Annotated in this window: 6 protein-coding genes; 3 read left to right on the forward strand and 3 right to left on the reverse strand. The window is 66.0% G+C overall.

Features of this window, described 5'->3' with window-relative positions:
- The coding region (locus tag RT567_RS14110) for a M20/M25/M40 family metallo-hydrolase (protein WP_313576908.1) at window positions 1-667 on the reverse strand (667 nt) is incomplete at its 3' end.
- 117 nt (window positions 668-784) lie between these two features.
- Between RT567_RS14110 and RT567_RS14115 the strand changes: the two genes are divergently transcribed.
- From RT567_RS14115 to RT567_RS14125, 3 genes are all read left to right on the forward strand, one after another.
- Window positions 785-1243, forward strand: a complete 459-nt coding sequence (locus RT567_RS14115; RefSeq protein ID WP_313576909.1) for a hypothetical protein — start codon at window positions 785-787, stop codon at window positions 1241-1243.
- Between the two features lie 26 nt (window positions 1244-1269).
- Window positions 1270-1611: an ArsC/Spx/MgsR family protein gene (locus tag RT567_RS14120; RefSeq protein WP_313576910.1), complete on the forward strand. Its 342-nt coding sequence runs from the start codon at window positions 1270-1272 to the stop codon at window positions 1609-1611.
- Between the two features lie 98 nt (window positions 1612-1709).
- Entirely contained in the window at window positions 1710-2087 is a 378-nt protein-coding gene (locus RT567_RS14125; protein ID WP_313576911.1) for a hypothetical protein, read from the forward strand.
- 581 nt (window positions 2088-2668) lie between these two features.
- Here the strand turns inward: RT567_RS14125 and RT567_RS14130 are convergent.
- Complete coding sequence (locus RT567_RS14130; RefSeq protein WP_313576912.1) at window positions 2669-3274, reverse strand: DNA-3-methyladenine glycosylase I; 606 nt, start codon at window positions 3272-3274, stop codon at window positions 2669-2671.
- 86 nt (window positions 3275-3360) lie between these two features.
- Window positions 3361-4221 (reverse strand): TraB/GumN family protein (locus tag RT567_RS14135; protein ID WP_313576913.1); only part of this gene is annotated, 861 nt, incomplete at its 5' end.

Raw genomic sequence — 4221 nt, forward strand, 5'->3', positions numbered from 1 at the left:
GGCCCGCGTGGGCGGCCTTGCCGGTGACGATCAGGTGGAAGTTGCCGCTGCCCTTACGCTCGCCCGCCAGCGTGCCGTCCGACAGGGCGGGCTCATAGGTCAGGCCGACATGGCCGCGCGCGCCCAGTTCCGCCAGCAGGGGCGCCGAGGCGGGCGAGCCGATCTCTTCATCGGGAGACAGCAGCACGGTCCAGCCGACGCGGGCCTTGTCGGGATGGGTCTCGAAGGCTTCCAACGCGGCCAGCATGACGCTGATGCCGCCCTTCATGTCGGCGATGCCGGGGCCGTTCAGGGCGCCGTCGTCGCGGGTGACGACGGTCTGGAAGGCGCTGTCGGCGGGGAAGACAGTGTCGTAATGGCCGGTCAACACGACCTGAAGCGGGGCTTCGGGCCGGGCGGTGATCTTCAGGCAGTCGGCGTAGCTTTCGGCGATCACCGCGCCGCTGTCGGCGACGGTGGTGGAGCCTTGGGTCGGCACGCGCACGACCGTCGCCTGGGTGAAGGCGGCGCGCGCCGTAGCGTCCAGAACATCGAGAACCCGCGCCAGCCCTTCGGCGTGGCGGCTGCCTGAGTTGATGTTGGACCAGTCGACGGCGCGCTGAACAATGGCGTCGCCACGGGCCGCGACGTGATCGAGCACGGCCTGATCTTGAGGTTCGATCCGCATGGCGGCGACCCTAGACGGGCGGACGTCAAAGGTGAAGGCGGGGCGATATCTCTCTCACGCACTTGGGATTTCGGCCTTGAGCAGGATAGTTTCGCCGCCTCAGTCAGGGAGTCGCGCATGAACCGTCGGATCGCACCGCCTCAACCGTTCGCTCCGGTCGATTCGACCGAGACGGCGACGGCGTTGGCGCGAGGCAGCGCCGTCGCCTTCTGGATCTGGGCGGCTGTGGGCCTGATGCAGGCGGGGCTGGTCTGGTTCCAGGGCGATGCGGCGCATCAGGACGTGCGCGGCGCCACCACAGGCTTCATGATCTTCTTTGCGGGGTTCGCCGCCGTGCTGGGCTGGATGCAGCAGCGCAAGCCCAACCGCATCCTGCCCGTGTTCGGCCTGGCCTGGGCCCTTTATGAGTTGAGCGCCCTGTCCGTCGGCCTGATGGTCGGTGCGCCGATGGCGGCGCCGGGCCTGCCGGGCTGGAGCATCGCCTTGGCGGCGGCGGCCATGGTGCTGTGCCTGCTGCTGCACATCGGCGGCCTGCGCGGGGCGGCGAAGCTGGCGCACGGCGGCCTCAAGGCCTAGGTGAAGGCGTAGACAGGAGCTTGGCCATGACCGTCACCCTTTACCACAACCCGAAGTGCTCGACCTCGCGCAAGGCGCTGGAGCTGCTGCGCGAACGCGGAATCGAGCCGGCGGTGGTCGAGTATCTGAAGACGGGCTGGGACGCCGAGACGCTGAACCGCTTGGCGCGCGAGACGGGCGGCGGGCTGAAGGGCCTGCTGCGCAAGAAGGAGGCCAAGGCCGCCGAACTGCTGGCCGCCGACGCGGACGACGCAATGGTTCTGGCGGCCATGATCGAGAGCCCGGTCCTGGTCGAACGCCCCATCGTCGAGACGCCCAAGGGCGCGGCGATCGGCCGGCCGGTCGAGGCGGTGCTGGGCGTGCTGTGATCCGCTGACGGACCGGGTCGCATCATTTCAGCCCGCTTCCACAGCAACGCTTTTCGTGGTCAGTCTTTGCCCTCAGCGGAACTCGAAGGAATGCTGCGATGGTCGAGACGGGCTTTCAGAGCATATTTTCCAATGCAGCGGTTCCGCAGAAGGTCGTCCTGATCGCCCTGCTTGCGGCGGTTCCTGTCGTTTTTTTCTCCATTCTGTTGGCGTTGCGGGATGAGACGAAATCCGGGCAATGGAAACGGGTCATCTCGATCGTCCTGATCGGTGGACCGACGGTGGGCTTGCTGGTTGGAGCCATGAACAGCTTCCACATGGCGCTAACCATCCAGCGCTTGCCGTTTGACGTGACGGCCAAGCAACTCGCACCGGGGATTTTGGAGGTTTCGACCTTCGTGGGTCTGGGCGCGTTTGTGGGCCTTGTCGCCGGGGCTGCACTTCTGACGCTTAGATGCATGCCGGATCGAAAGTAGACTGCACGATGGTCGAGGGCGTTGGGACATAATCGTGAGGCGCGCAGCAGGTGTAATCGCATCGTCGCGGGCGCGGCCATAACTTTAGCGGGCGGCATTGCCGCGTGGGCCGTATGGGCGGTGATGGCGAGCCGTCATCTGCTCGGGTCTGGAGACCTGACCAGCCTTAGAAGTCGCATTTGCCGACGATAGCACACCAATTAGTCGATGCGTCTGCGACTGGCCCGACAGCGACGAGGGCCAAAGTTGAAAGGGCCACCAAAGATGGAACGGGTCCGCGTCGTCTCGACCTAAGCCAGACCGAGGTCCAAAGTCCCAAGAAGATTAAGCCCACCACCAATACTCCGAGTGGTGTGAAAATAGACAGCAGCCCGATCGCCAGCATGCGGGACAGGATACTAAAGACCGCTGTAGCGACCAAAGCCCACGTATATCGATGGCGTGAGTGAACCAGCCCGTTGACGTTCATCATGATGACAATTTCCCATCCGAAAGCTGAGCCGAGGCCCCGCCCGATATCTGACGTTTCGCGGTGAAGGTCCGCAATGGGTCGAAAGCGGACAATCTGGAGTGCCCTGAAATCAGACGTTGGCGGTATCCGCCGCTCCCACCTCCCCATGCCGAAAACACGTCATCTGGTGGTCGTTGACCATGCCGACCGCCTGCATGAAGGCGTAGGTGATGACCGGGCCGCAGAATTTGAAGCCGCGCGCCTTCAGGGCCTTGGCCATGGCGACGCTTTCGGTGGTCTGGGTCGGGGCCTCGCGGAAATGCTCCCACTGGTTCACCAGCGGCTGTCCGCCGACGAAGGACCACAGCCAGGCCGAGAAGTCCTCGCCGTTGTCGCGCATGTCCAGCCAGATGCGGGCGCCGTTGACGGCCGCGTCGATCTTGGCGCCCGAGCGGATGATGCGCGGATCGGCTAGCAGGCGCGCGCGGTCCGCCTCGCCGTAGCGGGCGACGATCTCGGGATCGAAGCCGTCGAAGGCGTCGCGTATCCCCTCGCGCTTTCTCAGGATGGTGATCCAGGCCAGCCCGGCCTGGAAGCCGTCCAGCACCAGTTTCTCCCACAGGGCGCGGGCGTCGTACTCGGGCACGCCCCATTCGGTGTCGTGATAGGCGATGTAGAGCGGGTCCGTCGTCCCGCACCAGCCGCAGCGCCCTTCAGTCTTTTCGGATTCGGTCATGGCGCGATGTTGCTGGAATGTTCCAGACGCGCAAGCGAAAAGGCCCGGCGTTTCCGCCGGGCTTTCATGGGGCATCGAGGCGCGCCCTATAGCCGCTCGACCGTGAACCCGCGCGCGGTCAGCATGTCGATGACGCTGTCCTGATCCATCAGGTGAGCGGCGCCGACGGCGACGAAGGCCGTGCCCGATCCCTTCATCATCGCCTCGATTTGGCGGGTCCAGTCGCTGTTGCGGTCGATCAGCGCGGCGCGGTGGACGTCTTCATGCACGTCGCGGGTGTTGGCGCGGTTCAGACGACCCGTTTCGGCGATGTCGCCCTTCAGCCAGGCGGCGACGGTTTCATCCAGATTGGCGACGATGCGGTCGGTGTTGCGGACAAAGTGGTTCAGATAGGCCACCTGGGCCTCTTCGCTCATGCCCGCGATCAGGCGCACCTGGATGTCGGCGGTCTCGAAGCCGTGCAGCGCCTTGCCCTGCGACCGGGCGCGATCCATCAGCGTCTTGTCGACGCCCGCATCGGGTCGATAGCCTGCATTGGTCGGGCCCGACATGGAGATCATGAAGGCCGCCAGCCAGGGACGGTAGGGATCCAGGGCGGCCGCGCTGGCGCCGTTCGCCTGGGCGACCTTGTCGAAGGCGGCGAAGTCCTCGGCCGACAGGACCGACGACAGGGGGCGGGACGGATCGACGCCGTGCTGCTGGATCACCGGCATGACCACGGCCTGATCGTCCTGATCGGCGATCTCGACCCAGATGTCCGAGGCGCTGGCGAAGGCGGCGTCCACCTTGTCCGACCCCCAGGCCGTGCCGGGGCGCAGCAGATGGATCGTGCCGAACAGGTAGACGGTGGAGTCCGCGTCCTTGATCACCCACAGCGGCGGTCCGGCGCCCTCGGCGCGGGGGATGGGGGCGACGGCGGGGGCGGGGGCCGCCTGTCCGGCGTGGGC

The sequence above is a fragment of the Brevundimonas sp. genome (assembly GCF_032107865.1).
Taxonomy (GTDB): Bacteria; Pseudomonadota; Alphaproteobacteria; order Caulobacterales; family Caulobacteraceae; genus Brevundimonas.